Here is a 24729-nt window from a genome sequence, read left to right as displayed (position 1 = left end):
GCCGGGCAGCCTCAACGCCGGCCGCCGGTGCTGCTGATGGACGAGCCGCTGGGCGCGCTCGACAAGAAGCTCCGCGAGGCCCTTCAGGAGGAGATCCGGGAGATCCACCGCAAGGTGGGCACCACCTTCCTGTACGTCACCCACGACCAGGAGGAGGCGCTCTCCCTCTCCGACCGGATCGCCGTCTACGACGACGGGCGGATCGTGCAGGTCGGCACCGCCGAGGAGTTGTACGAGCGGCCCCGGTCGCTGTTCGTCGCCCAGTTCCTCGGCGAGTCCACGCTGCTGCGCGGCGTCGTCCACCCCGACGACCCCAGGCGGCTGCACGCGGGCGCGCACGGCGTCCCGCTGTCCGGTGTCCATGGGGTGCGCGGCGACGCCTTGGTGGTGATCCGCCCCGAACAGCTGCGGCTCACGGCCGAGGGCCCGGCGCCCGGCCGGGCCGGGGTGCCGGTCACCGTGCGCGACGAGACGTACCTGGGCCACTCCCGCAAGCTGACCGTCGAACTGCCCGGCGGGCACACCGGGCTGGTCCGGGAGGGCCCCGGCACCGCCTCCGGGCTGCGCGTCGGCGACTCCGGTTACGCCACCTGGGACCCGGCCGCCGCCGCGGTGGTCCCGGACCTGTAATCCCTCGGTACTCGCGTGAGGACAAGTGAAGTGATCAACGGCCAGGTCTCCTTCTGGATGCGGGACACCGCCGGCTCGGCACGGGACCCCGCCGGCGCCGCCCACCCCGAGCGGCCCCCGCTGGACGGGGACACCACGGTCGACGTGTGCGTCGTCGGCGCCGGATACACCGGGCTGTGGACCGCCTACTGGCTGCGCCAGGCGCTGCCCGACGCCTCGATCCTCGTGGTCGAGGCGCGCCACGTCGGCTACGGCGCCTCCGGCCGCAACGGCGGCTGGCTGTCCGGCAAGATGATCGGCCTGCCCGGCCACCTCGCCGGAGGCCCCCGCGGCCGGCAGGGCGTGGTGGACCTGCGGCGCGCGGCCGTCGACTCCTTCGACGAGATCCTCGGGATCATGGCCGACCACGACCTCCTACCTGGCCGGCCGGACGCTCGCCGACCTCGTCGCCGGCCAGGACACCCGCTACACCAGACTGCCCTGGACGGGGCGCCGCTCCCCCCGCTGGGAGCCGGAGCCACTGCGCTGGCTGGGCTCCTACGCGATGTACGGCCTCTACCGCATCGCCGACCTCAGCGAGGCGACCACCCGCCACGAACGCACCTCGGCCTTCGCGCGGCTGGCCGACACGGTCTCCGGGCGGCACTGAGTCCTCTGTGCGGCGTTCTCTGTGCGGCGGTAGGCGGTCACCAGCAGCTACGGATCCACCCCCGCGACCGCTCTATACACTGTGTTTATACACACCATGTATAGTCCGAGCCGTTCAGGGCCACCCAGAACTACCGGCACGTCAGAGAGGCTCGTCCATGTACGCCAAGGCATTAGCGCCCGAGTACCAAGGCTCACTCAGTTCCCTGTCCGTGAACTCCTCCCTGACCGACGTTCTCGCCGAGGGCACCGACCGGCTGCGCGCCGCCGAACAGGCGGGCTCCCAGCGGGAGGTCGCGCGCTCGGGGCTCGCCGTGGCGGAGGCGCACCGCCGTCTGGGCCATGTCGAAGAGGCCGACCGCGCCTGGAAGGCGAGCTACCGCGCCGCCCGCTCGGCCGGTGACGTCGGCGCGATGGCATGGGCGGTGTGGAGCGGCGGCACCCTCGCCCGGCAGCGGGGCTCGCTCGCCCTGGCCCGTCGGCTGCTCGCCCTCGCCGCCGAGCTGGGCAAGCGCGGCGACGACGTGGTGGCCCGGGGCTACTCGCTGGCCGGGCTCGCGGAGACCGGCCGCATCCAGGGCGACTACGAGGCCGTACACACCCTGCACGAGCAACTGCTCGCCGAGGCCCGCAAGCGCGGCGAGGCCCGGCACACCGTCTGGGCGTTGGAGGGCATCGCCCAGATCCACCGGAACACCGGCTCGTACGACACCGCCTTCGCGATGTTCGAGGAGGCCGCCGCCATCGCCGCGCAGGCCGACGACCAGCGAGGCCGGGCCTGGGCGCTGCGCGGTATGGCCGACATCGTGTCCCTGCGGGACAAGGACGTGGACCGGGCCCTGGCGCTGCTGTCCGAGGCGGAGCTCGCCTGCCGCAGGATGAAGCTGACCAGCGCGCTCGCCTACAACCTCAAGATGCGCGGCAACGTCCTCTTCCGCGCCGGACGTTACGTGCCCGCCCGGGAGTACTACGAGACGGCGCTGGCCGAATTCCGCGCCATGAGCGAGCCGCGCGGCACCGCACTGTCCCGTCTGGGTCTGGCCAAGACGCTCGCCCGGCTGGGGCAGGACCCGGAGGTCACCGCCGCGGAACTGGACGACCTGCGGGGGGAGCTGGACCGCATCGGGCTGCGGCACGCCCGTGAGATGGTCGACGCGGCGTACGAGGAACTGGGCATATCGCGAACCGGTGCGCATCGCGCACCCGCCATACCCGGCGCGCGAAAGGCCCCAGAGGCGGTGGCCGCCCGATGACCACGAACCTCTCAACGAGGCCCGCAGCAAGGAGGGTCCACCAGTGACCGCGCCCGCGCCCCTGCTCCCGCGCCCGACCACCGCCCCACCCGTCCCCGCTTCCGCGGCGCAGACCCTCGCCCGCTGCCGGAGCCTCGTACTCCCCGCGCTGACCACGGCCGTGGAACGGCTCCACCCGTACCCGGGCGAGATGGCCGCCTTCTCCTTCGGCTGGTGCGAGGTGGGCGGCACCCCGGCCGCCGGACGGCCCGGCGGCGGCAAGGGCGTACGCCAGGCCCTGGCCGTGCTCGGCGCGGAGGCGGCGGGCGAGCCCGGGGCGACCGCGGTCGCCGGGGCGGTCGCCGTCGAGCTGATCCACGCCTTCTCACTCCTGCACGACGACATCATGGACGGCGATGAGACCCGGCGCCGGCGCGCTTCCGTATGGAAGGCGTACGGCACCGGCCCCGCCGTTCTGGCCGGGGACGCGCTGTTCGCCCTCGCGGTGCAGACGCTCGCCGAGTCGCACGGCCCGCACGGCGGCGCGGCGATCCGGCAGCTGTCGGGGGCGCTGGGCGACTTGGTGCGCGGTCAGGCGGAGGATCTGCTGTTCGAGTCCCGCCCCTGGACCGGCCCCGACGCGGTCCGCACCGCCGAATACCGTGCGATGGCCGAGGGCAAGACCGGGGCGCTGCTGGGCTGCGCCGCGGCCCTCGGCGCCCGGCTCGCGGGCGCTCCGGAGCCGGTCGTCACCGCGTTGGACCGGGCCGGGCGCCACGTCGGGGTGGCCTTCCAAGCCGTCGACGATCTGCTCGGCATATGGGGCGATCCGCGGGTCACGGGCAAGCCCGTGCACGGCGATCTGCGTCGGAGGAAGAAGACGCTGCCGGTACTGGCGGCCCTGGCCGCCGACGGCTCGGCCGCCCGCGAACTCGCCGCCCTCCTCACCGACAACCTGCACGCCGACGCGCCGGACGCCGGCCCCCACGACGCGGCCGTCCACCGCGCCGCCGAACTCGTCGAGGAGGCGGGCGGTCGCGCCGCCACCCTCGCCGAGGCCCACCACCACCTGGACGCCGCCCGCGCCCAGCTGGCCTCCGTCCCGCTGGCCCCGACCGCGGCCGCCGAACTCCTGGCTCTGCTGCCCTTCCTCGTCGACCGCGCGCTGTGACCACACCACCCCTTTGGCCCGCTGTGCGCGCGGCGGCGGGCCGCCTCACCCATGCTGGAACGGCCGCTGGGCTGGTGGGGAAGGACTGGTGTGGAAGGACGGGGCCCGATGAGGCTTGTCGTCGATCTCAACCGATGCCAGGGGTACGCGCAGTGCGCCTTCCTGGCGCCCGACGTGTTCGCGCTGCACGGGCACGAGGCGCTGCGCTACACCCCCTACGCCGACGACTCGCGGCGCGAGCAGGTGGCGCGCGCGGTGGCGGCCTGCCCGGTCGGGGCGATCCTGCTGGACGACCTGCCTGAGAACCTGGCGGACGACGTCGCGGGTGACGGGGCGGGCGACCCGGCGGACGGCCTCCCCGCGGCGGGCCCCGGTGTCGGCTGAGCGCGGCGGCGGGGGCGGGGGACGCGACGAGGGCCTCGCGCGGCTGCGGCGGGACGGGCGGATCGTGATCGTCGGCGCCTCCCTGGCCGGGCTGCGGGCCGCCGAGACGCTGCGCGAGCAGGGCTTCACCGGCTCGCTCACCCTGATCGGGGACGAGCCCGAGCCGCCGTACGACCGGCCGCCGCTGTCCAAGCAGGTCCTGCTGGGCACGGTGGACGCGGACCGCACCACCCTGCCCCGGCGCCGGCCGATCGGGGCCCGCTGGCGGCTGGGGACCGCCGCCACCGGGCTGGATCTCGCGGCCCGGCGGGTGCGCCTGGCCGGCGGCGACGAGGTGCCGTACGACCGGCTGCTGATCGCCACCGGTGTGCGCGCCCGCCCGTGGCCGCACCCCGCCGAGGCGGATCTCGACGGCGTCTTCACGCTGCGCACCGGCCGGGACGCGGCGCGGCTGCGGCGGCGGCTGGCGGCCGGGCCCCGGCGGGTGCTGGTCATCGGCGGCGGCTTCATGGGCTCCGAGATCGCGTCGGCCTGCCGTGAGCTGGGGCTGCCCGTCACCGTCGTCGAGCGCGGCCCGGCGCCCCTGGTGGGCGCCCTGGGCGGGGTGATCGGCCAGGTGGCGGCCGAGCTACAGCGGGCGCACGGCGTCGATCTGCGCTGCTCGGTCATGGTCACCGGGCTGGAGGGCGACGCGGCCGGGCGGCTGCGGCGCGCCCATCTGTCCGACGGCACCGCCCTGGAGGTGGATCTGGCGGTGGTCGCGCTGGGCGCCGTCCGCAACACCGAGTGGCTGGCCGGGTCGGGTCTTGGCGCCGGGCCCCGGGGGGTCGCGTGCGACGCGGGGTGCCGGGCGTTCGACGTACGGGGCCTGGTGACCGACGACGTGTTCGTGGCCGGGGACGTCGCCCGCACCCCGCACCCGCTCTTCGGCTACCAGTTCCTGTCCCTCGAACACTGGGGCAACGCCGTCGCGCAGGCCGAGGTCGCGGCGCACAACATGGTCAGCCCCGGGCCGGACCGCCGTCCCCACCTGTGGGTCCCCGCCTTCTGGTCCGCGCAGTTCGGGGTGAACATCAAGTCCGTCGGAGTGCCCACGATGGGCGAGGAACTGCTCATCGCCCAAGGGTCGCTCGCCGAGCGGAGCTTCACCGGCGTGTACGGCTACCAGGGCCGCGTCATCGCCGCCGTCACCTTCGACCAGACCAACTGGCTGGACTTCTACCGGCGGCAGATCGAGACGGCCGCGCCCTTCCCGCCGGTCTGCCGCACCGTGGACCGGCGCCCCGACGGGCTGCGCCCCGTCCCCGCCGACTTCCCCGACCCGTCCCTGCCCACCCACGGGCCGACCGTCACCCTCAGCGGTTACTCGCCGACCGACCGGCGGATCGTCTTCACCCCCGCCCGGCCCTGAGGGGCGCCCTGTTCACCCGGAAGGACTCCGTCCATGACGCACGGCACGTTCCTGCGGAAGATCACCGACTACGCCCACCGCGCCGACCCCTACCCCCTCTACGCCGAGCTGCGGAAGACGCCCGTGCTGCGGGACGACACCGGCCCGTACCTGGTCTCCACGTACTGGGAGATCCACGGCCTGCTGCACGACCCCCGGCTCAGCTCGGACCCCCGCAACCTCGACCCCGAGACCGCCGGCCTGGTCGTTGCCGAGGAGGAGGACGACCCGAGCCTGCCGCCGAGCTTCCTGCGGCTCGACCCGCCCGAGCACGACCGGCTCCGCCGGATGGCGATGTACCCCTTCGGGCCGCCGCACACTCCACGGCGGATCCACGACATGCGCGGGGAGCTCGCCCGGATCGTCACCGGGCTCGTCGACGGCTTCGAGGGCCGGGACCGGATCGACCTCGTCGACGACTTCGCGTACCCCTTCCCGGTGACCGTGATCTGCCGGCTGCTGGGCGTGCCCCGCGCGGACGAGCCGCTCTTCCACGCGTGGGCCGACACCATCGTCTCCAGCGCCGACCCCGACCCGGACGCGGACGCCGCCGAGCGGCGCGGCGCCGTCCGGCGGGCCCGCACCGAACTGGCCATGTATATGTCCGAGCTGATCGAGGAGCGCCGCCGCGCCCCGGGCGAGGACATGCTCTCCTCGCTGGTCCACGGGGACGGGCCGGACGGGCGGATGGCCCACTCCGAACTGGTCAGCACCGCCGCGCTGCTGCTGATCGCCGGGCACGAGACGACGGTCAACCTGATCACGAACGGGATGCTGACCCTGCTGCGCCACCCGGACGTCCTCAAGCGGCTGCACGACGACCCCCGCCTGGCCGTGCCCCTGGTGGAGGAGGTGCTGCGCTACGACCCGCCGGTCCAGCTCCTCCCCCAGCGGACCCCGCTCACCGACATCGACATCGCGGGCGTCACCATCCCCAAGGGCGCGTCCGTCTGGCTGATCCTCGCCTCCGGCAACCGCGACCCCCGGCGCTTCCCCGACCCCGACCGGTTCGACCCGGACCGCAGGGACAACCAGCACCTGGGCTTCGGCAGCGGCATCCACATCTGCTTCGGCGCCCCGCTGGCCCGGCTGGAGGCGCAGCTCGCGCTGGCCGAGCTGGCCCGCCGGCTGGAGAACCCCCGGCTGCTGGAGGACCCGCCCCCGTACCGCCGGAACGCGGTGCTGCGCGGCCCGCGCCACCTGCCCATCGGCTTCGACGGGGTGCGCGCGGCGCGGGAGCCTTGAGGGCGCCGTCTCGCGGGGCGGCGCGGGTGTCTTAAGCGGTTGTCCCTCGCGGGTGTGTGGAGTGGCCGCCCGTCCGGGGCCGTTGGAGGATGAGAGCAGGCGATGTTTGGAGGGCACGGTGTTCGAGGCCGAAGACATCCGGAAATGGCGCGACCGTGACGTGGTGGACCGCGAGGGCCGCAAGATCGGCACGCTCGAGTCGATCTACGTGGACACCGCCACCGACAAACCCGCCTTCGCGACCGTCACGGTCGGCATGCCGACCCGGCGGCGGCTGGTGTTCGTCCCCCTCGGCGGCGCGACCGTGTCCCCGCACTATCTGAAGGTCACCTACCCCCGGGACCTGGTGCGGGAGGCCCCGTCCATCGGGACCGACGACGTGCTGCCCGCCAAGGAGGAAGAGGCGGTCTTCGCCCACTACGACCTGAGCTACCAGCCGGGCGCCGGGGGCGAGCGACGGCTGGCCCGCCCCTGAGCGGGAGGGTGCGATGACGCTGTTCCTGCTGCTGCTCCTGGTGGCCGTGGCGCTGGGGATCACCGGCGCGGTCACCCAGGGGCTGTTCTATCTGCTGGTCATCGGCGTGGTGGTGTTCCTCGCCGACCTGGTCTTCCTCGGCGCCCGGCTGCGGCGCGGCAGTCGGCGCCCGATCCGCTGACCGGACCGGACCCGGGAACAGGACCTGACCGGACAAGACCTGACCGGACCGGACCCGGGGGGCAGGACAGGGCCCGGGGACAAGATCCTGGGACTGAACCCGGGCAGGACAGAACCTGCGAGGTGGGCTCCCTTCGCCGGCATTGTCCGGATCAGGTGGTGGAGGTCGCCTTCCGGTCTCCCCGACCTTCCGGCCTCTCAGCCCGGCCATCTAGGACGCGTCCGTTCAAGAGAACTCTTGTTCTCCCTTTCAGAGAACCGAAGTCCTCTGTCCCGGAGAACCGTGGTTCTCTCTGCTTGGACGTGTCTCCGGTCGAGCTCCCTCGCTCGCCCCGCAGGCTGTTTTTCACATTACCCCCGCCCCCTTTGGGTGACTAGACCCACTCACACATTTTTTGCCCGATTCGCCAGATTTTTCCCTTACGCCCCTCGGGTCGACCCCACCGCGCCCGCCACGGCGGGCGACAGCCGCCCGGTACTCCGGCGCCTTGGCTGCGCCGGGTGCCGCTTGCCCGGTAGGCTTTCCGTGTGATCTTCAAGCGCATCGGAAACGGTCGACCGTACCCCGACCACGGCCGGGAAAGCACCCGCCAGTGGGCGGATGTCGCCCCACGCCCGGTACGCCTTGACCAGCTGGTCACCACGAAGCAGCAGCTCGACCTCGAAACGCTGCTCGCGGAGGACTCGACGTTCTACGGGGACCTCTTCGCCCACGTCGTGAAGTGGCAGGGCGACCTCTACCTCGAGGACGGGCTGCACCGCGCCGTGCGCGCCGCGCTCCAGCAGCGCCAGGTGCTGCACGCGCGTGTCCTGGAACTCGGCTGACCGGCCGCGCGGGCGCCGCCGGGAGGGCTCGTTGGCCCTTTCGGGTTGGGCTGCGCGGCAACCATTGATCATTTAGTAGGCATCGCCACCGAGCCGCACTACGCTGCGCCTATGAGCATGCTCACCCCTCCCGGCATGGGCGGAAAGTACCGCATCACGGGCGACCGCTACCCGCGCATGCGCCGGCCGAGCGGCCGCCGCCGGCTCGTGTTCGCCGCGATGGGCGCCGTCTGCGCCCTCGGCCTGGTCGGCTGGGGAACGCTCCAGCTCATCGATGTCTTCTCGGGCGGCGACGACGACAAGACGGTGCGCGCGGCGCGGGGCACGGCGGACTGCAAGCGCGAGCTCGGCAAGGACACCGCCAAGGGCCACGACAAGGGTCACGACAAGGCCTCGGGTACGGCTCCCAAGGCGCTGCCGAAGCCCGGCGAGATCACCGTCAACGTCTACAACGCCACTCCGCGCACGGGGCTGGCCAAGGACACCGCCGACGAGCTGAAGAAGCGCGGCTTCAAGATCGGGAAGGTGGGCAACGCGCCCGCCGCGTACGACAAGAAGGTCAAGGGCCCCGGGATACTGCTCGGCGCGCCGGCGGCCACCAACGGCCCCTTCGACGTGCTCGGCACCCAGCTCGCCGGCGCCCGGACCGAGAACGACGGGCGCTCGGGCAAGGACATCGACCTGATCCTGGGGAGCGGCTTCAAGGACCTGACCAAGAAGAAGGACGCCACCAAGGCGCTGGCCGCCCTGTCCGCGCCGAAGCCGTCGTCCTCGACCCCGGCCTGCTGAGCCGGGCCCCACTGGCCGGGCCCTGCTGACCTGGGCCCCGCTGGCCGGGCCCTGCTGACCCAGGCCCCACTGGCCGGGCCCCGCTGACCCGGGCCCCACCGACCCGGGCCCTGCTGGCCGGGGCCCTGCTGGCCGGGGCCCGCTGAGCGCCGACCGCACCGCCCCGCGCGTCCGCTCGGGGCGGTCGGAGCCTGCTCGTACCGGCCTCGGCCGTCCCGCTCAGCCGGCCGTCCCGCTCAGCCGGCCGTCCCGCTCAGCCGGCCGTCCCGTACATCCGGTCCCCGGCGTCGCCGAGCCCGGGGACGATGTACCCGTTCTCGTTGAGCCGCTCGTCGACCGACGCGGTGACCACCGTGACGGGCGCGCCCGCGAGCTCGCGCTCCATGGTCTCCACGCCCTCGGGCGCCGCCAGCAGACACAGCGCGGTGACGTCGTCCGCCCCCCGCGATATCAGCTCCTGGATCGCCGCGACGAGCGTCCCGCCCGTCGCCAGCATCGGGTCCAGGACGTACACCTGACGGCCGGAGAGGTCCTCGGGCATCCGCGTCGCGTACGTCGACGCCTGCAGCGTCTCCTCGTCGCGGATCATGCCCAGGAAGCCGACCTCGGCGGTCGGCAGCAACCGCACCATGCCGTCCAGCATCCCCAGGCCCGCCCGCAGGATCGGCACCACCATGGGGCGCGGGTGGGACAGCCGCACCCCGGTCGTCGCCGTCACCGGGGTGTCGATGTCGACCTGCTCGGTGCGCACGTCCCGGGTCGCCTCATACGCGAGCAGGGTGACCAGCTCGTCGGCGAGGCGCCGGAAGGTGGGGGAGTCGGTGCGCCGGTCGCGCAGCGTGGTGAGTTTGTGCGCCACCAGCGGGTGGTCGACGACATGGATCCGCATGGCATCGACAGTAACCGAGCCCCGGGAGACCCACGCCGCCCGGCCGCCCTTCCGGGCCGTGTCAGCGGTATGCCGTCACGCGGGCATCAAACCCCCGATTGGGGGAAACGTTCCAGAAACGGCCGAGTAGGCCCGGGCCGCCGCCCCGGGCGAGACCTCGTACCGAGGGGTGTGGCCCATGGCTGACCGAAACCGGCTCCCCGGCGAGACGGCCGAAAGGACACCCGTTCACAAGCCCGCGGAGGAGACCGTGGAGGACATCGACAGGGACCGCCGCCGCCGTCGCGCCCAGTTCCTGCGCGACCTGACCGAGGCACGTGAGCTGCGCGATCGGGTGCGTCCACGGGCGGCGCGGGCGGCCCGGATGCGGCAGGTGCTGCGCATGCGGACGTTCCGCTGGTGAGGTGTGGGGGCGGGTTTCGAAGCCGTCCGTTTCGGTCCGCGTGAGTTACATCTCTTTGGACTGGTGCACGACGCAGCGCGGAAGACCTCTCGCGAAGCGATGGTTTCTGCCACGATTCCGATTGGGGCGGGGCACTGTCCCGCCCGCCCCGGCACGCCTATGACCAGTGGGAGAGTCACGGTGTACTTCGCCGCATTGCTCGCGCGCACCGCAGAAGGGTGGGAAGCGAGCGACACAGAGCTCGATGACGTGGAGACCCTGACAGATCTGATCGAACTGGCCCGTGAGGCCTCAGACGACGACACGGTGCTGGCCTTCGTCGAGCACGAGGACGCGTGGTTCGGCATCGTCCGCGTGGACGGCGAGGAGGATCCGCACATCTACGTATCGGACGCCGCCGCGGCCGCCCGCACCTCGTACGGCCAGATGCTCACCGACGAACTGCTCGGCCGGGGCCCCGACGAGGACCTGGACAGCCTCGTCGACCTGGACGGCACCGAGGACGGTGAGCCCGACGCGAGCGACGACGAGGACGCCGACCCGGACGCGCCGGTCCCCGCGGGCCCGCTCGGCGACGCCGACATCCTCGCCGACCTCGGCATGGACGAGAAGGAGCTGAAGGCCCTGGACGGGGACGCGCTGGAATCCATCGCCGACATGCTGGGCTGCAGCATGGAGGGGCTGGAAGCGGTGCGCTGACCGCTGTCGGCCCCGGCCGTGCCGTCGCCCACACTGGTGCCATGACCGATCCGCTGTCCGGCCTCGTCTCCGGTCCCGCCCCCGACCCCCTCCGCGACCCGTGGCGCGCCCCGATGCGCCTCGCGCTGGAGGAGGCGGCGCGGGCGCCGGAGACGGGCGACGTGCCGGTCGGCGCCGTCGTGCTGGGCCCCGACGGCTCCCCCCTCGGCCACGGCCGCAACGAGCGCGAGGCCCACGGCGACCCCACCGCCCACGCCGAGATCCTCGCGCTCCGCGAAGCCGCCCGCCGCCTCGGCGGCTGGCGCCTGACCGGCTGCACGCTCGTGGTCACCCTCGAGCCGTGCACCATGTGCGCCGGCGCGATCGTGCTGTCCCGCCTGGACCGGGTGGTCTACGGCGCCGTCGACGACAAGGCCGGCGCCGTCGGCTCCCTGTGGGACGTGGTCCGCGACCGCCGCCTCAACCACCGCCCCGAGGTCGTCCCCGGCGTCCTCGCCGACCAGTGCGCCGCCCTCCTCACCACCTTCTTCCGCGCCCCCCGCCCGTAACCGATTTCGGAGCACGGCCACCCGTCCGCTAAGCTCTCTCTCGGTAGCGTGTCCGAGCGGCCTAAGGAGCACGCCTCGAAAGCGTGTGAGGGGGCAACTCCTCCGTGGGTTCAAATCCCACCGCTACCGCTCCGAAACCGTGGGGCCCGGCTCAAGAGAGCCGGGCCCCACGCGTGTTCCCGCCCCACGTGTGCTCCCGCCTCCGTGTGTTCCCGCTTCGCCGGGCCGCGGGTCGGGGGAGTGGGGAGTTACGCCGCCGGCCAGTCGTCCGGGCCGCCGCCGTGCCACTCGATCAGGCGGGGGTTGTCCAGGGAGGCGTCGTCCTCCTCCAGCACGCCGGCGCGGCGCAGGACGCCGCGCAGTTCTTCGGCGGTGACGACGACGCCGACGTCCTCGCCGTCGATCATCACGCGGCGGCGCCCGTCGAGCGGTTCGTCCACCACCACGCGGGGCCGGTCCTCGGTCTTGTCCTCCATGCGACCAGCCTCGCCATGACCGCCGCCGCCCGCACCTCGGGCCTGTCGGCCGGGTGGCCGGGCGGGGCGGGAATCAGCCGGATGGAGCAGGGGTGGGGGTCACTCGGGCCCGCTGCTGAAGAGTTCGGCCGAGCGGTGGACCTGGGCCAGGCGGCGGAGCCCGGCGAGGAGCGCGTCGCCGAGGATGTCGCCGAGGACCACGGCCTCGGCCATGCCGTCGACATCGGGGCGGCGGCGGACGAGGTCCAGGTCGGTCGCGGCGATGGCGTCGGCGGCGTGGGCGTAGTCGTCGAGCCGGTCGACGAAGTCGTGCAGGCCCAGTTGGCGCAGGGCGCCCACGACCTCGGCGGCCGCGGCGACGGCGGGGCTGTCCGCGGAGACCTTCCAGCCCTGGCGGTGGACGAGGTCGAGGACCTCGGCCGTCGCGTCCTCGCGGGCCTCGTCGTCGCAGTAGGCGGCGGTGCGGATGACGGTCTGCTGGGCCGCGCCGAGGAGTTTGTGGGTGCCGGTGTCGGGGCTGTCGAGCGCGGCGATGACGTCGCGGGCCACGGCGACGGACAGGCCGCCGACGTCCAGCAGGGCCCGGATCAGCCGCAGTCTGCGCAGGTGGCGGTCGTCATAGTGGGCCTGGTTGCGGCTGGTGCGCTCGCCGGGCGGCAGCAGTCCCTCCCGCATGTAGTACTTGATCGTCGGCGTGGGTACGCCGCTGAGGCTGCTGAGCTCCCCGACGCGCATCGATGACCCTCCGGGCTCCTGGGACTCCACTTGCGTTCTCCGGATGCTGCCCGCCGTGCTCGGCCTGCTGGGCCACCGCGCCTGGGGCCGGAGGGAGAAGCGGCGGTGAACGCTCCGGTCCCGGCGGGTCAGCCCGCGCGGCCCTTGTCGAAGTCCAGTTCGAGCATCCGGATCGCGTTGCCCCGCAGGAGCTTGTAGACGGTCTCCGGCGGCAGCCCGGCCATGTGCTCGGCCGCGACCCGCTTGGTGTGCGGCCAGGTCGAGTCGACGTGCGGGTAGTCGGTCTCGAAGGTGGCGTTGTCCACGCCGACGGTGTCCAGCGAGGCGACGCCGTGTTTGTCGCGGAAGAAGCAGCAGAAGATCTGCCGGTAGTAGTACGAGGAGGGCGGCTCCGGGACCAGGTCGCGCACCCCGCCCCAGGCCCGGTGCTCCTCCCAGACGTCGTCCGCGCGCTCCAGGGCGTACGGGATCCAGCCCATCTGGCCCTCGGCGTAGGCGAGCTTCAGCCGTGGGAACCGCACCAGGACGCCGCTGAACAGGAAGTCCATCATCGACGCCATGGCGTTGTTGAAGCTCAGGGCCGCCTGGACGGCCGGCGGTGCGTCCGGGGAGGCGGCGGGCATCTGGGAGGAGGACCCGATGTGCATGCACACCACCGTGCCCGTCGCCTCGCACTCGGCGAAGAACGGGTCCCAGTAGCCGCTGTGGATGCTCGGCAGCCCCAGATACGTCGGGATCTCGCTGAACGTCACGGCGCGCACGCCCCGCGCCGCGTTCCGCCGGATCTCCTGGGCCGCCAGCTCCACGTCCCACAGCGGGATCAGGCACAGCGGGATCAGCCGGCCGCCGCTGTCCCCGCACCACTCCTCCACCATCCAGTCGTTGTACGCCCGGACGCAGGCCAGGCCGACCTCCTTGTCGGCGGCCTCGGCGAAGGTCTGGCCGCAGAAGCGCGGGAAGGTCGGGAAGCACAGCGAGGCCTCGACGTGGTTCATCTCCATGTCCGCGAGCCGGGCCCGGGGGTCCCAGCAGCCGCGCCGCATCTGGTCGCGGGTGATGCCTTCGAGGGTCATCTCGTCGCGCGAGAAGCCGACGGCCGCGATGATCCGTTTGTACGGGAAGAGCAGCCCCTCGTACTCCCACCAGTCGGTGGGCGGGCCGTCCGGGTCGGTGGTGATCCGGTACTTGCCACCGACATAGGCCAGCTCGCCGATGCCGGCGGTCAGGGGCTTCGGGCCGCGGTCCCGGAACTTGGCGGGCAGCCAGGTCTCGAAGAGGTGAGCGGGCTCGATCACGTGGTCGTCCACGCTGATGACCATGGGCAGCTCGGTCGCGCCGTTCGTCTCGCCAGTCATGCCGTCCTCTTCCCCGGCGTCCGGCAGTGGGGCCGGAACACCGCACCCTTATCTGACGCTCCGTCAGATGGAGGGTAGGGAGTCGGGCGTCAACCAGCAAGAGAAACCGGGCGCACGGAACGCGAACCGGCCGGTCCGGCGCGCGCCGCCCTCGCGCCCCTCCATGCGGATATCCGCCCCGTACCTAGACTGAATGGGGCGGTATCGGGTGTCTCGTACGGCGGGCCGTCCGCGGCCCGGCGTAGCGGCGAGGCCGGGGAGAAGCGGCGGAGAGGCGACGGAAGGAGTCCACGATGAGCGGCCCTGTCGTGGCCGGAGTCGACGGTTCCGAGCGCAGTCTGGCGGCGGCGGACTGGGCCGCGCGGGAAGCGCTGGACCGGGCGGTTCCGCTGCTGCTGTTGCACGCCTCCCCGCCCCTTCCGCCCCGGATCTCCCCGGTCCCGGGCGCGGACGCCTGGGAGAACGTGGGCGAGCAGATGATCCGGCAGACCGCGACGGACCTCGCCGGCCGCCATCCGGGCCTGGAGGTGACCGGCGAGCACGTCTCCGCGCCCGCGGACGAGGCCCTGCTCACGGCGGCGCGGAGCGCCGGGCTCATGGTCGTGGGGACTCGCGGCTGGGGCGGCTTCGACGGGCTGGCGGTCGGCTCCGTGGCGCTGCGGGTGGCGACCGCCGCCGACTGCCCCGTGGTGACGGTCCCCGGCCGGCGCGCCGGGGAGGCCGCCGACGCGGAGGGGGCCCCGGGCGCGGAGGAAGCCGGAGGGGTCGAGGAAACAGGCGAGGTCGGGGTCGCGGACGAGGCCGGGGTGGAGGCCGGGGAGGTCGTGGCCGCCCTCGACGCCCACGGCCGCGTCGCGGAGACCGCCGACTTCGCCTTCCGCGCCGCGCTGGCGCGCGAGGCCCGGCTGCGGGTGGTGCACGCGTGGGCCCTGCCCGCGGCCGCCCCCTCCGCCTGGATGATCGGCGTCCTCGAGGAGGACCGCGCCATGTGGGAGGACCAGGAGGGCCAGGCGGTGTCCGACGCGCTGCGCCCCTGGCGTACGAGATATCCGCAGGTCGACGTCCTGCCCGATGTCGTTCTGCTCAACCCGGCGCAGGCGCTGGTCAGATCCTCGGCGGGGGCGCTGCTGCTGGTCGTGGGCCGCCGTACGGCCGAGCGGGTGGCCGAGCGGCACCTGGGGCCGGTCGCCCACGCCGTACTGCACCACGCCCGCTGCCCGGTCGCGGTGGTGCCGCACCCTCAGCCGAAGAAGACGCCGAACTCCGCGTAGAGGGCCGGGTCGACGCCCTTGGTCCCGCCTGTCACCTCGGACAGCGGCACCCGCACCACGTCCGCGCCGCGCAGCGCCACCATCGTGCCGAAGTCCCGCTCGTACACCGCGTCGACCGCGCGCAGCCCGAAGCGCGTCGCCAGCCAGCGGTCGAAGGCGCTCGGCGTGCCGCCGCGCTGGATGTGGCCGAGCACCGTGGTGCGGGCCTCCTTGCCGGTGCGGTCGGCGATCTCCCGCGCCAGCCACTCGCCGATGCCGGACAGCCGCACATGGCCGAACTCGTCCAGCGAGGAGTCCTTCACCACCATCTGCCCCGCCTTGGGGACCGCACCCTCGGCCACCACGACGATCGGGGCGTACCGGATCTTGAAGCGGTCCCGTACCCACTCGCACACCTGGTCCAGGTCGAAGGGCTGCTCGGGGATGAGGATGACGTTGGCGCCGCCCGCGATGCCCGAGTGGAGGGCGATCCAGCCCGCGTGTCGGCCCATGACCTCGACGACCAGCGTCCGGGTGTGCGACTCGGCGGTGGTGTGCAGGCGGTCGATGGCCTCGGTCGCGATGTTTACCGCGGTGTCGAAGCCAAAGGTGTAGTCGGTGCCCGTGACGTCGTTGTCGATGGTCTTGGGCACCCCGACCACGCCGATCCCCTCGTCCGCCAGCGCGGCGGCGACGCCGAGCGTGTCCTCGCCGCCGATCGCGATGAGCGCGTCCACCTCGTACGCCGCCAGCGTCTCCCGCACCCGGGCCACCCCGTCCTCGCTCTTGAGCGGGTTGGTCCGGGAGGAGCCCAGGATGGTCCCGCCGCGCGGGAGGATGCCGCGTACGGCGGGGATGTCCAGCGGCACGATCGCGCCCTCCAGCGCGCCCCGCCAGCCGTCCCGCACGCCGACGAACTCGAACCCGCACTCCTGTACGCCCTTGCGCACGATCGCCCGGATCGCCGCGTTGAGGCCCGGGCAGTCGCCCCCGCCGGTCAGCACACCGACACGCATCTGAGCCCCCTTCCAGCCCCTCCGAGCGGCGCGGTGCCCGCCCGATCGTTCCCTCCTCATCCAGAATCCACCCATATGAGCCCGCATGCCCACCTTGCTCTACCGCGCCATGGGGCCGCCCTCGGGGGCGCCCATGCAAGACGCCCACACAAGAGGGGAGGACCGGTGGAGACACGAGTTGATTCGTAGGACTGATGAGACCACTGCGCCAAACGTGTGGATAGACTCACGCGACTGCACAGGGGACCGCAGGGGAGGCGGCACGAGATGGCACAGGCGAGGAAAGTCGCGCTCTACATGCTGATCGTCTTCGTGCTGTACACCATCATCAACAGCCCCGCGCGCGCGGCCGACCTGGTGCAGGTGGGCTTCGAGGGGATATCGGACGCCGCCAAGAGCGTCGGCGAGTTCATGACCGAGCTGATCAACTGACGTAGGCGCCGACGCGGGCCGGCCTCAGCCGACCCCCCATCCGCCGCCGCGCGAGCACTCGACCGAGCGAACCGGCCACACCGGCCATCCGGCCCACAGACCCCCTCGGATCCCGGCCCACCCCGCCCGGGCTCGTTCCCTGTCCGCGCACGCTCCGGCGTACGCCCCCACCCCCGCACCACCCCTCGAACACGTGGCAACGGCGCCACCAACACGTAGTAATGCGGTGCTTGCACACAGTGCACATGTCTTGTGATGCTATGACCGCTTTGCCGGGTGAGTACATCGTGAAGGGGTGGCGTGACCGTGTCGGCCCGAACCGCGCCCAGAACCCCGCCCCAGGGCGACGGCGGCAGCGACAGCGGCAGAAGCCGCGGAGCGGACGCCAGGGCGCTCACCCAGGTGCTCTTCGCCGAGCTCTCCCGCCTGACCCCCGGCACACCCGAACACACGCGCGTCCGGGACGCGCTGATCGAGGCCAACCTGCCGCTGGTGCGCTACGCCGCGGCCCGCTTCCGCAGCCGTAACGAGCCGATGGAGGACGTGGTCCAGGTCGGCACGATCGGGCTGATCAACGCGATCGACCGGTTCGACCCGGAGCGCGGGGTGCAGTTCCCGACCTTCGCGATGCCGACCGTGGTCGGCGAGATCAAGCGCTACTTCCGCGACAACGTCCGCACCGTCCATGTGCCGCGCCGGCTGCACGAGCTGTGGGTGCAGGTCAACGGCGCGACCGAGGACCTGACGGTGCTGCACGGCCGGTCCCCCACGACGGCCGAGATCGCCGAACGGCTCGGGCTCGGCGAGGACGAGGTGCTGGCCTGCATCGAGGCGGGGCGCTCGTACCACGCCACCTCGCTGGAGGCCGCCCAGGAGGGCGACGGGCTGCCGGGCCTCGTGGACCGGCTCGGCTACGAGGATCCGGCGCTCGCCGGAGTCGAACACCGCGATCTGGTGCGGCATCTGCTCGTCCAACTGCCGGAGCGGGAACAGCGCATCCTTTTGCTTCGTTACTACAGCAATCTGACCCAATCTCAGATCAGCGCCGAGCTGGGCGTCTCCCAGATGCATGTCTCCCGGCTGCTGTCCCGCAGCTTTGCCAGGCTCAGATCCGCAAACCGGATCGAGTCCTAACCGGGACGAGGGACCCCTCCCCCACTCCTTCCGGGCGGTAATGTCGACATGGCGCTACAGCGTGTTGCCGACATGTGACATTCTGCAGGAACCGCGTTTGCCGCGGCCCTACCTCCGGTATTCAGGGGGAGGCTGCGTTCGACGCGACGAGCGCAGCTGGGATCCGTCCGCGACCCAAAGGGGGTGGCATGTCCGTAGAACTGGGCAGCTCGAAGGTGCTCACCAACGACGCACCGCACGTGCTCGACGACTGCGACGCCATCGACACCCGCACCCTCTCCCGCTCCCTGTTCCTGCGGCTCGCCGCCCTCGAGCGGGACAGCGCGGAGCGCACCTACGTACGTGACACCCTCATCGAGCTGAACCTCCCCCTCGTGCGCTACGCGGCGGCCCGCTTCCGCAGCCGTAACGAACCGATGGAGGACATCGTCCAGGTGGGGACGATCGGCCTGATCAAGGCGATCGACCGGTTCGACTGCGAGCGGGGCGTGGAGTTCCCGACCTTCGCCATGCCGACCGTCGTGGGCGAGATCAAGCGCTTCTTCCGCGACACCAGTTGGTCGGTACGGGTGCCGCGGCGGTTGCAGGAGCTGCGCCTGGCCCTCACCAAGGCCAGCGACGAGCTGTCCCAGAAGCTCGACCGCTCCCCCACGGTCACCGAGCTGGCAGGCGCCCTCGGTGTCTCCGAGGAGGACGTGGTCGACGGACTGGCGGTGGGCAACGCCTACACCGCCTCCTCCCTCGACTCCCCCTCCCCCGAGGACGACGGCGGCGAGGGCTCGCTGGCGGACCGGCTCGGCTATGAGGACAGCGCCCTGGAAGGCGTGGAGTACCGCGAGTCACTCAAGCCGCTGCTGGCCAAACTGCCGCCGCGCGAGCGCCAGATCATCATGCTCCGCTTCTTCGCCAATATGACGCAGTCGCAAATCGGCGAAGAGGTCGGCATCTCCCAGATGCATGTCTCACGGCTGCTGACGCGGACTCTGGCCCAGCTGCGGGAAGGGCTCATCGCCGACTGACACGGCGTCATCGGGCCGGTGCGCGACCCTGTACACCTGACGGGGTGTCAGCGACACTGGCCCGATGCGACGCCCGAAGCGATACGCGTGGAGCCGGACAACGGGCCGCCGGGGCAAGGCGATCGCCTCCTCGGCGGCCGCGCTGTGCCTGGGTGCGCTGCTCAGCGGCTGCGCCGGCGGCGACGACGGATATCTCGCGGCCGAAGCGGCCGGGCCGGACGGGGCGCGCGCCACATCCGCGCCGTCGAAGGGCGGCGTGGAGATGGTGCCGCTCGACGGCGACGGCGACCGCGACGGCGCGGGGAAGGGCACCGGGGACGGGAAGCGGCGGCCGTCCGGGGCGGGGACCGCCACGGGGTCGGGCGCGCCGGACGCCTCGTACGGGCTGGACGGGCCCACCTCGGCATCGACGCGGGGGCGGTCGCCGGGGCAGTCGCCGCAGGCGCCGTCAGGGCGCGGCGGCACCGACGGCGGCGACGGGACCGGCGCCGGGAGCGGCACCACCCCCGGCGGGGGCGGCTCCGGCGACACGGGAGACACGGGAAGCACCGGAGGCTCCGGGGGCCCGGGAGGCACGGGCGGCTCCGGGGACTCAGGAGGCTCGGCGCCCCCTCAGTCCCCGCCCGGCACGCCCTCCACCCCGACCGGCCCCGCCGAGCTCACCCTCGGAGACCTGGTGCGCACGGCGGCCGACGACCGCTGGTGCGAGAAGGTGACCGTCGAGTTCCGCAACATCGGCGGTGCCCCCGTGACCACGGGGAAGATCACCTTCGCGACCCACATCATCGACTCCCTCGGCATCGACTGGGCGACGGTCGAGTCGGCGTACGACCTGCCGGTGCCGATCAAGGCGGGCGGCAAGAAGGAGAAGACCTGGGAGGTGTGCGTGGACGCCTGGCGGGTACCGCTGGGAATGCACATCGAGACCCAGGACGCCTCCGTCACAGGGACGAAGTGATAGCGATGAGTGAAGCTTAGGCCTAGGCCAGGGCCAGCCAGGCGACCCCGGCCACCACGGCGATCGCGACGATCACGCCGACGATCACGCCGACCCGGGGGCCGCCGGAAGCGGAGGGAGCGGCCGCCCGCTGCTGCTGCGGCCCGCCTTCGTCGACGAAGGCCCGGAACATCTGAGTGGAGCCGGCCGGGTCGTAGTTGCCCTGGGGTCCTTGGGGGTTGTTCGCCATGGCCCCCGACCCTAGCGAATGAGCGGTGTCCCGCACACCCCAGGCCCCCACCGCCCCACAGGCCCCGGCCACCGGGCCGAAACGGGCCGCTTGACCGGCCCCTGAGCCGGCCTTTGCGGGCAATTTACTCAGCGAAGCCCCATTTCATTTGCCTGTAGCAACTAAATTCACCTATGGTTGCCCTAAGCAACCGATAGTTCTGGAGGTGCCATGGCCGCACGGAGTCAGTACGAGGAGCTGGCACGGCAACTGAGCGCCATCGGCACCGTCAAGCGAGGGCTGTCGCGTGTCCTCCCCCATGACTGCGCGGCCGGCTCGGCCATCGTCCTGATGCTGCTCCACCGCTATGGCGAGATGCGCATGAGCAAACTGGCCGAGCTGCTGGACATCGACATGTCGGTCACCAGCCGGCATGTCGCGCACGCCGCCGAGCGCGGCTGGATCGACCGGAACCCGGATCCTCAGGACCGGCGGTCCCGGCTGCTGAGCCTCAACGCCAGTGGCGAGAAGCTGCTCAGCGAGGTGTCCGAGCGCTATACGCAGGCGCTCGCCGCCTGTCTGAGCGACTGGTCCGATGACGACGTCGGCCGCCTCAACGAACTACTCGCCCGGCTGCGGACGAGCTTCGGTGACACCAGGTCCCGGGTTCCCCAGCTCCGGGACGAGAGCACCACCCGTACACCAACGCAACGTTAAGGAACTCCATGGCAACGACCACACCGGACGGCGGTGTGCGGGGACCCGCGGGGCACCCCGCCCACGCCAAGCACGGCGGCGGCCACCGCGGTCACCACGGCCACGGCGCCGACCCGGCGGCACCGATGACCCACCGGCAGATCATGGAGGCGCTGTCCGGGCTGCTGCTCGGCATGTTCGTCGCGATCCTCTCCTCGACGATCGTCTCGAACGCCCTCCCGGAGATCATCGCGGACCTCCACGGCGGTCAGTCCTCGTACACCTGGGTGGTCACCGCCGCCCTGCTGTCGATGACCGCCGCCACCCCGCTGTGGGGCAAGCTCTCCGACCTGTTCAGCAAGAAGCTCCTGGTCCAGATATCGCTGATCATCTATGTGGCCGGCTCCGTGGTCGCCGGGCTCTCGCAGAACTCCGGCATGCTGATCGCCTGCCGTGTGGTGCAGGGCATCGGCGTCGGCGGTCTGTCGGCCCTGGCGCAGATCGTCATGGCCGCGATGATCTCCCCGCGCGAGCGCGGCCGCTACAGCGGCTACCTCGGCGCGACCTTCGCGGTGGCGACCGTCGGCGGCCCGCTGCTGGGCGGCGTGATCACCGACACCTCCTGGCTCGGCTGGCGCTGGTGCTTCTACGTGGGCGTGCCGTTCGCGGTCATCGCGCTGATCGTGCTGCAGAAGACCCTGAAGCTCCCGGTCGTCAAGCGGGAGGTCAAGGTCGACTGGTCCGGTGCCTTCTTCATCAGCGCCGCGGTCTCGCTGCTGCTGATCTGGGTCACCTTCGCGGGTGACAAGTACGACTGGCTCTCCTGGCAGACCGGCGCCATGGTCGGCGGCTCGATCCTGCTCGGCCTGGTCTTCCTCCTGATCGAGAACAAGGCGAGCGAGCCGATCATCCCGCTGCGGCTGTTCCGCAACAAGACCATCACCCTCGCGTCGATCGCCTCGCTGTTCGTCGGTGTCGCGATGTTCGCCGGGACCGTCTTCTTCAGCCAGTACTTCCAGCTCGCGCGGGACAAGTCGCCGACGATGTCCGGCGTCATGACCATCCCGATGATCGGCGGCCTGTTCGTCTCCTCGACCGTCTCCGGCCAGGTCATCACCAAGACCGGCCGCTGGAAGGCCTGGCTGGTCACCGGTGGTGTGCTGGTGACCGCGGGGCTGGGGCTGCTCGGCACCATGCGGTACGACACGCCCTACTGGCACCTGGCGATCTTCATGGCCCTCATGGGCCTCGGCATCGGCATGATGATGCAGAACCTGGTGCTGGCCACCCAGAACCAGGTGGCCCCGCAGGACCTGGGCGCGGCCAGCGCGGTCGTGACCTTCTTCCGCTCCCTGGGCGGTGCGGTCGGCGTCTCGGCGCTGGGCGCGGTGCTCGCCAACCGCGTCACCCACTACGTCAAGGACGGCCTGGCCGAGCTGGGCCCCAAGGGCAAGGCCCTGGGCCACGGGGGCACCGGCGGCGGCGGGATCCCCGACGTGGACAAGCTCCCGGAGCCGTTCCGCACGATCATGGAGAGCGCCTACGGGCACGGCATCGGGGACGTCTTCCTGTACGCCTCGGGGGCCGCGCTGCTGGCCTTCGTCGTCACGCTGTTCATCAAGGAGGTCCCGCTGAAGACCCGGTCCGGCAACCAGAGCGCCGCCTCTTCGGAGGAGGCCACCGAGGCCCCGGCCGAGCAGGCCCCCGCCATGAGCGCCGCGGGCGGCGCGAGCGCCGTGGAGCAGCTCGAGCCCGCGCTGGTGGGCGCGCCGTCCGCCGACCTGTCCGACGCCACGTCGGAGTACGCCCTGGCGGGCGCGGCCGCCCCCCAGCGGCTGGCCGCGTACGCCTCCGCAGGAGGCGACGGCGCCGACCACCGCCCCCGGCAGGGTGTGCACGGCTTCGTACGGAACGCGGACCACACCGCCGTGCCGCGCGCCGCGGTCACGCTGATCTCGCTGAACGGACGGCAGCTGGGCCGCTCGGTGGCCCATGTGGACGGCTCGTACGCGCTGGACGCCCCCGGCTCCGGCACCTACGTCCTGATCGCGGCCGCCGACGGCCACCAGCCGCAGGCGTCCACCGTCGTGGTCGGCGAGGAGCCGCTCGCCTTCGACGTGGTGCTGGCGGCGACCAGCGGCCTGGCGGGCACCGTGCGCGGCGCCGCCGACGGGCAGCCGGTCGAGGCGGCGATGGTCGTGGTCACCGATGTCCGCGGCGAGGTGCTGGCCACCGGCAAGACCGGTGAGCAGGGCGACTTCAGCTTCGACGAGCTGGTCGCCGGGACCTTCACGGTCGCGGTGAACGCCGCCGGCTTCCGGCCCACCGCGCTGCCCGTCGAGGTCGGCGCCCAGGGCCTGACCCGGGTCGAGATCGCGCTGCAGGCCGGCGCCCGGGTGCAGGGCGTGGTGCGGGCCGGGGTCGACCGGCGGCCGCTGCCGGACGCGCGGGTCACCCTGGTCGACGCGGCCGGGAACGTGATCGCCACCGCGACCACCGGCGAGGACGGGGCGTACGCCTTCACCGACCTGGACGCGGGCGACTACACGGTCATCGCGAGCGGCTACCCGCCGGTCGCCGGCTCGCTGACGGTGCAGGGGCAGGGCATCGACGGACACGACGTCGAACTCTCCCACCCCGTCGACTGACGGGGCCGGCGGCACCGAAGAACCCCCGGGGCCGGGGCGCGCGGAGCGGAGACGCGCCCCGGTCACGGCCGGGACGGCGCGAAAGCGCCGGGCCCGGAACCCGGATCCCGGCGGCGGTGTATAGCAGGTGGAGAGCCTGCCAGGCAGGGGACGGCCTGACGCCGCCGCCCGGGTCCGGCGTACGACCCTCACACGGACATCACACGACCATCCCTCACACGACCATCCGTCACACGGACAGACCACGCGCACAGTGCGCGACACCACAGCCCCGACTGAAGAGACAGCCTCGACGGAAACGGGAGCGGGAGCGAGAGCGAGAGGCGGCATGACGACCACTGGAGCAGGAACGGGCGGGAGCGCGAGCGGGGGCCTGCGCGCCCTGATCCGCACGCGTGACGGCTGGGCGGTGCAGCACGCCGTGGTGACCGTCACCGACATGACGGGCGCTCAGGTGCTGCGCGCCCAGGCCGACGAGGACGGCGCGGTGCGCACGGGCGAGCCGCTGGCGCCCGGGCCGTACACGGTCATCGCGACCGCCGTGGGCTACGCCCCCGCCGCCTCGACCGCGATCGTCACGGCCTCGGGGCGCGCGGACGTCGGCACGGTGGTGCTGGCGCGGCAGGGCGGGGTGGAGCTGCCGCCGCCCGGCGCGTGGACGCTCGACCCGGCGCACTCGACGGTGGCGGCCGTCGCCCAGCACCTGGGCATCTCCAGCGTGCACGGCCGGTTCACGGAGTTCAGCGGGCGCATCGAGATAGCGGAGGACATCGAGAAGTCCGGGGTGGAGGCGGTCATCCAGGCCGCGAGCATCGACACGGGGAACGGGATGCGGGACGACCATCTGAGGTCGGCCGACTTCCTGGACGTGGAGCGCTTCCCGGTCCTGACGTACCGGAGCACCGGACTGACCCCGGCCGGCGCGGACCGCTGGACGGTCCACGGCGAGCTGACCCTCCACGGCGTGGTCCGCGAGGTCGACCTGGACCTGACGTATCTGGGCACGGGCCCCGACCCCTGGGGCGGGGTGCGAGCCGCCTTCCGCGCCACGGCGCAGCTGCGGCGGGAGGACTTCGCGATGAACTACAACCAGGTGGTCGCGGCGGGCATCGCCGCCATCGGCACGACGCTGCGAGTGGAGCTGGACATACAAGCGATTCAGGGGGGCCAGGCCGTGCAGGGCAAGGAGCTGCCGGACACCTGAGGTGCCGGGGGCCGGTGGCGGGCCGGGAGC

The 24729-nt window shown here is 72.6% G+C and carries 27 protein-coding genes, 1 tRNA gene and 1 pseudogene; 23 read left to right on the top strand and 6 right to left on the bottom strand.

What is annotated here, in order from left to right:
- Positions 1–36 precede the first annotated feature (36 nt).
- From ABFY07_RS30240 to ABFY07_RS30190, 11 genes and pseudogenes are all read left to right on the top strand, one after another.
- Positions 37–630 carry an ABC transporter ATP-binding protein gene (locus tag ABFY07_RS30240; RefSeq protein ID WP_346177539.1) on the top strand — a complete coding sequence of 198 codons (594 nt, stop codon included), beginning with the start codon at positions 37–39 and terminating at the stop codon, positions 628–630.
- A 57-nt stretch (positions 631–687) separates the two neighbouring features.
- A pseudogene (locus tag ABFY07_RS43255) lies at positions 688–960 on the top strand (FAD-dependent oxidoreductase); the annotation flags it as partial.
- Positions 961–1436: 476 nt separating this feature from the next.
- Entirely contained in the window at positions 1437–2531 is a 1095-nt protein-coding gene (locus tag ABFY07_RS30230) for a tetratricopeptide repeat protein (RefSeq protein WP_346177538.1), read from the top strand.
- A gap of 43 nt (positions 2532–2574) precedes the next feature.
- On the top strand, positions 2575–3681 hold the full coding sequence (locus ABFY07_RS30225; protein WP_428837036.1) for a polyprenyl synthetase family protein: 1107 nt from the start codon (positions 2575–2577) through the stop codon (positions 3679–3681).
- A gap of 108 nt (positions 3682–3789) precedes the next feature.
- Positions 3790–4065, top strand: a complete 276-nt coding sequence (locus ABFY07_RS30220; protein WP_346177537.1) for a ferredoxin — start codon at positions 3790–3792, stop codon at positions 4063–4065.
- Complete coding sequence (locus ABFY07_RS30215) at positions 4055–5476, top strand: NAD(P)/FAD-dependent oxidoreductase (RefSeq protein ID WP_346177536.1); 1422 nt, start codon at positions 4055–4057, stop codon at positions 5474–5476. The genes ABFY07_RS30220 and ABFY07_RS30215 overlap by 11 nt, the downstream gene beginning before the upstream one ends.
- Before the next feature lie 33 nt (positions 5477–5509).
- Entirely contained in the window at positions 5510–6760 is a 1251-nt protein-coding gene (locus ABFY07_RS30210; protein WP_346177535.1) for a cytochrome P450, read from the top strand.
- Positions 6761–6878: 118 nt separating this feature from the next.
- Positions 6879–7235 (top strand): PRC-barrel domain-containing protein, encoded by a 357-nt coding sequence (locus ABFY07_RS30205; RefSeq protein ID WP_346177534.1) that lies wholly within the window; start codon positions 6879–6881, stop codon positions 7233–7235.
- A gap of 13 nt (positions 7236–7248) precedes the next feature.
- Positions 7249–7416 (top strand): hypothetical protein, encoded by a 168-nt coding sequence (locus ABFY07_RS30200; RefSeq protein WP_346177533.1) that lies wholly within the window; start codon positions 7249–7251, stop codon positions 7414–7416.
- A gap of 527 nt (positions 7417–7943) precedes the next feature.
- Positions 7944–8240 (top strand): type II toxin-antitoxin system VapB family antitoxin, encoded by a 297-nt coding sequence (locus ABFY07_RS30195; protein WP_003986294.1) that lies wholly within the window; start codon positions 7944–7946, stop codon positions 8238–8240.
- 111 nt (positions 8241–8351) lie between these two features.
- Positions 8352–9029 carry a LytR C-terminal domain-containing protein gene (locus ABFY07_RS30190; RefSeq protein ID WP_346177532.1) on the top strand — a complete coding sequence of 226 codons (678 nt, stop codon included), beginning with the start codon at positions 8352–8354 and terminating at the stop codon, positions 9027–9029.
- 253 nt (positions 9030–9282) lie between these two features.
- On the opposite strand, the gene upp is transcribed toward ABFY07_RS30190, so the two are convergent.
- Entirely contained in the window at positions 9283–9918 is a 636-nt protein-coding gene (upp, locus tag ABFY07_RS30185; RefSeq protein WP_076970934.1) for a uracil phosphoribosyltransferase, read from the bottom strand.
- A gap of 178 nt (positions 9919–10096) precedes the next feature.
- Between upp and ABFY07_RS30180 the strand changes: the two genes are divergently transcribed.
- From ABFY07_RS30180 to ABFY07_RS30165, 4 genes are all read left to right on the top strand, one after another.
- Entirely contained in the window at positions 10097–10321 is a 225-nt protein-coding gene (locus ABFY07_RS30180) for a hypothetical protein (protein ID WP_346177531.1), read from the top strand.
- A gap of 159 nt (positions 10322–10480) precedes the next feature.
- Entirely contained in the window at positions 10481–11020 is a 540-nt protein-coding gene (locus ABFY07_RS30175) for a tRNA adenosine deaminase-associated protein (protein ID WP_076970933.1), read from the top strand.
- A 41-nt stretch (positions 11021–11061) separates the two neighbouring features.
- On the top strand, positions 11062–11568 hold the full coding sequence (gene tadA, locus ABFY07_RS30170; protein ID WP_346177530.1) for a tRNA adenosine(34) deaminase TadA: 507 nt from the start codon (positions 11062–11064) through the stop codon (positions 11566–11568).
- Positions 11569–11610: 42 nt separating this feature from the next.
- A tRNA-Ser gene (locus ABFY07_RS30165) sits at positions 11611–11697 on the top strand.
- A gap of 119 nt (positions 11698–11816) precedes the next feature.
- Here ABFY07_RS30165 and ABFY07_RS30160 read toward each other — a convergent pair.
- The 3 genes from ABFY07_RS30160 to ABFY07_RS30150 all read right to left on the bottom strand — a co-directional run bounded on the left by ABFY07_RS30160 (position 11817) and on the right by ABFY07_RS30150 (position 14134).
- On the bottom strand, positions 11817–12044 hold the full coding sequence (locus tag ABFY07_RS30160; protein ID WP_346177529.1) for a hypothetical protein: 228 nt from the start codon (positions 12042–12044) through the stop codon (positions 11817–11819).
- A 99-nt stretch (positions 12045–12143) separates the two neighbouring features.
- On the bottom strand, positions 12144–12779 hold the full coding sequence (locus tag ABFY07_RS30155; protein ID WP_346177528.1) for a MerR family transcriptional regulator: 636 nt from the start codon (positions 12777–12779) through the stop codon (positions 12144–12146).
- Between the two features lie 128 nt (positions 12780–12907).
- Positions 12908–14134, bottom strand: a complete 1227-nt coding sequence (locus ABFY07_RS30150) for an amidohydrolase family protein (RefSeq protein ID WP_346177527.1) — start codon at positions 14132–14134, stop codon at positions 12908–12910.
- Between the two features lie 293 nt (positions 14135–14427).
- Between ABFY07_RS30150 and ABFY07_RS30145 the strand changes: the two genes are divergently transcribed.
- A complete protein-coding gene (locus tag ABFY07_RS30145) occupies positions 14428–15405 on the top strand; it encodes a universal stress protein (RefSeq protein WP_346177526.1) in 978 nt (325 codons plus the stop codon).
- On the opposite strand, the gene ABFY07_RS30140 is transcribed toward ABFY07_RS30145, so the two are convergent.
- Positions 15375–16400 (bottom strand): 6-phosphofructokinase, encoded by a 1026-nt coding sequence (locus ABFY07_RS30140; protein WP_065961758.1) that lies wholly within the window; start codon positions 16398–16400, stop codon positions 15375–15377. The genes ABFY07_RS30145 and ABFY07_RS30140 overlap by 31 nt on opposite strands.
- A gap of 267 nt (positions 16401–16667) precedes the next feature.
- On the opposite strand from ABFY07_RS30140, the gene ABFY07_RS30135 reads away from it, so the two are divergent.
- From ABFY07_RS30135 to ABFY07_RS30120, 4 genes are all read left to right on the top strand, one after another.
- Positions 16668–16832 carry a hypothetical protein gene (locus ABFY07_RS30135; RefSeq protein WP_170066565.1) on the top strand — a complete coding sequence of 55 codons (165 nt, stop codon included), beginning with the start codon at positions 16668–16670 and terminating at the stop codon, positions 16830–16832.
- Positions 16833–17132: 300 nt separating this feature from the next.
- The gene (locus ABFY07_RS30130) at positions 17133–17966 is read left to right on the top strand and encodes an RNA polymerase sigma factor SigF (RefSeq protein WP_346177525.1); all 834 of its coding nucleotides are present in this window, start codon (positions 17133–17135) and stop codon (positions 17964–17966) included.
- 188 nt (positions 17967–18154) lie between these two features.
- Positions 18155–18985 (top strand): RNA polymerase sigma factor SigF, encoded by an 831-nt coding sequence (locus ABFY07_RS30125; RefSeq protein WP_346177524.1) that lies wholly within the window; start codon positions 18155–18157, stop codon positions 18983–18985.
- A gap of 64 nt (positions 18986–19049) precedes the next feature.
- Entirely contained in the window at positions 19050–19943 is an 894-nt protein-coding gene (locus tag ABFY07_RS30120; RefSeq protein ID WP_346177523.1) for a hypothetical protein, read from the top strand.
- 22 nt (positions 19944–19965) lie between these two features.
- Here ABFY07_RS30120 and ABFY07_RS30115 read toward each other — a convergent pair whose 3' ends face one another.
- Complete coding sequence (locus ABFY07_RS30115) at positions 19966–20172, bottom strand: hypothetical protein (RefSeq protein WP_346177522.1); 207 nt, start codon at positions 20170–20172, stop codon at positions 19966–19968.
- Positions 20173–20382: 210 nt separating this feature from the next.
- On the opposite strand from ABFY07_RS30115, the gene ABFY07_RS30110 reads away from it, so the two are divergent.
- The 3 genes from ABFY07_RS30110 (at position 20383) to ABFY07_RS30100 (ending at position 24699) form a co-directional block, all read left to right on the top strand.
- Positions 20383–20868 carry a MarR family winged helix-turn-helix transcriptional regulator gene (locus ABFY07_RS30110; RefSeq protein ID WP_065961768.1) on the top strand — a complete coding sequence of 162 codons (486 nt, stop codon included), beginning with the start codon at positions 20383–20385 and terminating at the stop codon, positions 20866–20868.
- 125 nt (positions 20869–20993) lie between these two features.
- Positions 20994–23495 carry an MFS transporter gene (locus tag ABFY07_RS30105; RefSeq protein ID WP_479685637.1) on the top strand — a complete coding sequence of 834 codons (2502 nt, stop codon included), beginning with the start codon at positions 20994–20996 and terminating at the stop codon, positions 23493–23495.
- 328 nt (positions 23496–23823) lie between these two features.
- Positions 23824–24699, top strand: a complete 876-nt coding sequence (locus ABFY07_RS30100) for a YceI family protein (RefSeq protein WP_346177520.1) — start codon at positions 23824–23826, stop codon at positions 24697–24699.
- Positions 24700–24729 lie beyond the last annotated feature (30 nt).

This window comes from Streptomyces sparsogenes subsp. cuspidosporus (assembly GCF_039532705.1).
GTDB classification, from domain to species: Bacteria; Actinomycetota; Actinomycetes; order Streptomycetales; family Streptomycetaceae; genus Streptomyces; species Streptomyces sparsogenes.
The sequence above is the reverse complement of the archived record's forward strand: the minus strand, read 5'-3'. Positions and strand labels throughout refer to the sequence as shown.

What these genes read in the sequence shown, in the direction of transcription:
- ABFY07_RS30240 (WP_346177539.1), top strand. Translation starts at nt 37, where the DNA reads ATGGACGAGCCGCTGGGCGCGCTCGACAAGAAGCTCCGCGAGGCCCTT.
- ABFY07_RS30230 (WP_346177538.1), top strand. Translation starts at nt 1,437, where the DNA reads ATGTACGCCAAGGCATTAGCGCCCGAGTACCAAGGCTCACTCAGTTCC.
- ABFY07_RS30220 (WP_346177537.1), top strand. Translation starts at nt 3,790, where the DNA reads ATGAGGCTTGTCGTCGATCTCAACCGATGCCAGGGGTACGCGCAGTGC.
- ABFY07_RS30210 (WP_346177535.1), top strand. Translation starts at nt 5,510, where the DNA reads ATGACGCACGGCACGTTCCTGCGGAAGATCACCGACTACGCCCACCGC.
- ABFY07_RS30200 (WP_346177533.1), top strand. Translation starts at nt 7,249, where the DNA reads ATGACGCTGTTCCTGCTGCTGCTCCTGGTGGCCGTGGCGCTGGGGATC.
- ABFY07_RS30190 (WP_346177532.1), top strand. Translation starts at nt 8,352, where the DNA reads ATGAGCATGCTCACCCCTCCCGGCATGGGCGGAAAGTACCGCATCACG.
- upp (WP_076970934.1), bottom strand. Translation starts at nt 9,918, where the DNA reads ATGCGGATCCATGTCGTCGACCACCCGCTGGTGGCGCACAAACTCACC.
- ABFY07_RS30180 (WP_346177531.1), top strand. Translation starts at nt 10,097, where the DNA reads ATGGCTGACCGAAACCGGCTCCCCGGCGAGACGGCCGAAAGGACACCC.
- ABFY07_RS30175 (WP_076970933.1), top strand. Translation starts at nt 10,481, where the DNA reads ATGACCAGTGGGAGAGTCACGGTGTACTTCGCCGCATTGCTCGCGCGC.
- tadA (WP_346177530.1), top strand. Translation starts at nt 11,062, where the DNA reads ATGACCGATCCGCTGTCCGGCCTCGTCTCCGGTCCCGCCCCCGACCCC.
- ABFY07_RS30160 (WP_346177529.1), bottom strand. Translation starts at nt 12,044, where the DNA reads ATGGAGGACAAGACCGAGGACCGGCCCCGCGTGGTGGTGGACGAACCG.
- ABFY07_RS30155 (WP_346177528.1), bottom strand. Translation starts at nt 12,779, where the DNA reads ATGCGCGTCGGGGAGCTCAGCAGCCTCAGCGGCGTACCCACGCCGACG.
- ABFY07_RS30150 (WP_346177527.1), bottom strand. Translation starts at nt 14,134, where the DNA reads ATGACTGGCGAGACGAACGGCGCGACCGAGCTGCCCATGGTCATCAGC.
- ABFY07_RS30145 (WP_346177526.1), top strand. Translation starts at nt 14,428, where the DNA reads ATGAGCGGCCCTGTCGTGGCCGGAGTCGACGGTTCCGAGCGCAGTCTG.
- ABFY07_RS30140 (WP_065961758.1), bottom strand. Translation starts at nt 16,400, where the DNA reads ATGCGTGTCGGTGTGCTGACCGGCGGGGGCGACTGCCCGGGCCTCAAC.
- ABFY07_RS30135 (WP_170066565.1), top strand. Translation starts at nt 16,668, where the DNA reads ATGGCACAGGCGAGGAAAGTCGCGCTCTACATGCTGATCGTCTTCGTG.
- ABFY07_RS30125 (WP_346177524.1), top strand. Translation starts at nt 18,155, where the DNA reads ATGTCCGTAGAACTGGGCAGCTCGAAGGTGCTCACCAACGACGCACCG.
- ABFY07_RS30120 (WP_346177523.1), top strand. Translation starts at nt 19,050, where the DNA reads ATGCGACGCCCGAAGCGATACGCGTGGAGCCGGACAACGGGCCGCCGG.
- ABFY07_RS30115 (WP_346177522.1), bottom strand. Translation starts at nt 20,172, where the DNA reads ATGGCGAACAACCCCCAAGGACCCCAGGGCAACTACGACCCGGCCGGC.
- ABFY07_RS30110 (WP_065961768.1), top strand. Translation starts at nt 20,383, where the DNA reads ATGGCCGCACGGAGTCAGTACGAGGAGCTGGCACGGCAACTGAGCGCC.
- ABFY07_RS30105 (WP_479685637.1), top strand. Translation starts at nt 20,994, where the DNA reads ATGACCCACCGGCAGATCATGGAGGCGCTGTCCGGGCTGCTGCTCGGC.
- ABFY07_RS30100 (WP_346177520.1), top strand. Translation starts at nt 23,824, where the DNA reads ATGACGACCACTGGAGCAGGAACGGGCGGGAGCGCGAGCGGGGGCCTG.